Here is a 2,634-nt window from a genome sequence, read left to right on the forward strand (position 1 = left end):
TCCTTACCATGACCTTTTTCGAAGACATAGGTATCGGCTTCGTTACTGCCGCCGTACAGTCTGTCGTCTCCGGCTCCGCCCGCCAAGGTATCTTTACCTGCACCACCTTGTAATGTGTCATTACCTGATCCGCCATGCAGTATGTCATTACCACCATAGCCGCTGATTGCATCATCCCCCGCGCCGCCTGTAATAAAGTTGGCAAGTTCGTTGCCATAAAGCGTATCGTCTTTTTCCGTACCAGTTTTATGGCCGAGTTTTTCCATCGCTTCTTTGCCCAAGGCTTCGGCATATTGTTCGAATGTACCGCTGTTTACAGCATTCAGCGAATATTGCGCCATCAGCGATGAAAGTTCGGTAAATGCGTTATCACCCGAACTGATTTTGCTGTACGCTAAAAATTCGCCCAAATCCACAAAGGCTTTTTCAGGGCTGCGGGCGTACACTTCACCAAAGAGAGCGGCGACATCAGTGAAATCGAGTTTGAATTCGCCGTTTTCCAGCTTCAGTCCGATTTTGTTCAAATACGGTTGCAAACGGGTTTGGAAGAGTAGGTTTTCATAAACGTTGTCTGTCAGCTTGCCGTAAGTTTCGCGTACGGTGTTGAGGAAGTTTTCCATCTGCTCTTTGCTTTGCACATAGATGACACCGGATTTTTCACCCGAGAATGCGTCCAATGCTGCAATTTTCGTACGTAATTCGTGCAGTTTTTCTTTGTACTCGTCTGAAACACCACCTGCCAGTAACATCGCCTGCTCCTGCCCTGGAGTTAATGCGACACCTTCGTTCGCAGTGCGCAGCATGGGTGCAGAGAAACGTGTGCCGACGCTGTAATTCGGATCGGTTTGCGCCCATTTGTCAACCAGATCGTCCAAGAGGGCTTTTTGCTGCGCCTTGGTTTCCGCTTTGGTATATGCCTGCAATGCTGCGGCAAGAGCGGGCGAAAGGGCAGCGGCTTCGCGCAGATCGCGCAAGCGGCCGATGCCTTGTAGGTTTGCCGCCGCACGCTGTTCGTCGGTCAGATTGACGGATTGGCTATAACGGCTGTAAAGCGTATTGTTGCCGAACAGCAGGTCGCCCATTTTGCGCACATTGCCGTCTTTGCCGGTATAGCTGCCTTCCTGCGCCAAACGGTTACCATTGCCAAGATTTTGATTGGTATCTTGATATGCAACATTCAGAGACTGTACGCCGACTTCTTCCAGCGTAAACAACTCCTCTTTTTGGCTGACACCATCTTGATTCAAATCGCGCCATACGCGCAATTTGCCAAAGTCAGCATCTTTAGCATCGACCACGCCGTCACCATTAGAATCATATTCCACCAAAGCCGCATAGCCGTGTGCCGCCTTCGTGCCGTCTTTCAAAACGGAACTGTCGCCGAAAAGCTCCTTGCCGTCATTGATGATGCCATCGCCGTTGCGGTCAACAACCAGCAAACCGTCGTCTGAATCCACCCAGCCTGAAGCCGTACGGATACCGTCGCCATCATGGTCGAACAATGCGCCTTTGTAGCCGTTGTGGAAAACGGTTTCGATGCCGTCGCCGTCAAGGTCGAGAGTTAAAGGATCGTAGATGTGGTATTTGCCATCACGGTTGGCTTTTTGCCAGCGCTCCCAGTCTTCAGGGATGCACCAGTTCCTGTTTTCGGGCGATCCCCAGTCGTCTTGACGATCGTTAAATGGGATTTTCCATGCCCATTCTTTGAATGTGCCGACTGCACCTTCCCAAGTTTCTTTTGTCCACTCTTCAAAATTCTTACTGAAATCTTTTGCCGCTTCAGCCAACTCTTTTGCAGTTTCGGTCAATTCTTTTGCTGCAGATTCATACAATTCTTTTCCTTTTTCAAGTAACCATTCTGCAGCATCAGCTTTGTATTCCCACTCCAACTGTCTGGCGTCTCCCAATACAGCATTGGGAAAACCAATCGGATCGCTTAAAAGCAGTTCTTTTCCTGCTTTGCTTAATGCTTCAAAAACAATTTTTTGATTGTATTCACCCGAGCCTTCTTTATTGGCAATTGCATTTTGAGGATCGATACGACTGGTTTCAATACCCAATCCCAATGCCCATCCGCCTTGAATATCTTTACCCATACCATTAGGAACAGTGGCTACAATTGCACGATTGATTGCCAAATCTATGGCAGCACTAGTTGAGAGTCCATGACTACTAAGGGACTCCGAATAGCTTTTTTCAATTTGGCTTGTAGTGGGTAATTTGCCTTTCCCTTGTTCAATCATTCGGACATAATTTTCAAAATGATTCAATGCAACCTTTTCAAAATTTTCCTGCCTAGCTGTTTCGCCTACTGTCGAATCCCATAAATTTTCAACTCCTTTTTTCATCCATAGATTAATTCCTCGTAAGTCTTTACTATTTCCGGTAATAGCTGCCGCATTGTCGGCATAGCGGTCTCCTTGCTTGGCAAGATAAGTCCATCCACCATGATAATCGCCTCTATCAGCATATCCTTTTAATTCAGCCTGCTGTCTTTCATTTAAAATAATCATAAGTTAGATTCCTAAAATAAAATTACTTGATAAAACTTTTAATTAATTTCTCTATTTTTAGATGATATTCAATCAACTCTTGTTGAGAAGGTTGCTTAGAAAAATTTCCATATTCATGTGC

At 46.3% G+C, this 2,634-nt stretch carries 1 protein-coding gene; it reads right to left on the reverse strand.

The window, feature by feature from the left end; genetic code table 11:
- The coding region (locus ACTHUT_RS17650) for a calcium-binding protein (RefSeq protein ID WP_440419233.1) at nucleotides 1-2,096 on the reverse strand (2,096 nt) is incomplete at its 3' end.
- Nucleotides 2,097-2,634: the final 538 nt, after the last annotated feature.

The sequence above is a fragment of the Neisseria sp. P0022.S010 genome, from assembly GCF_051956635.1.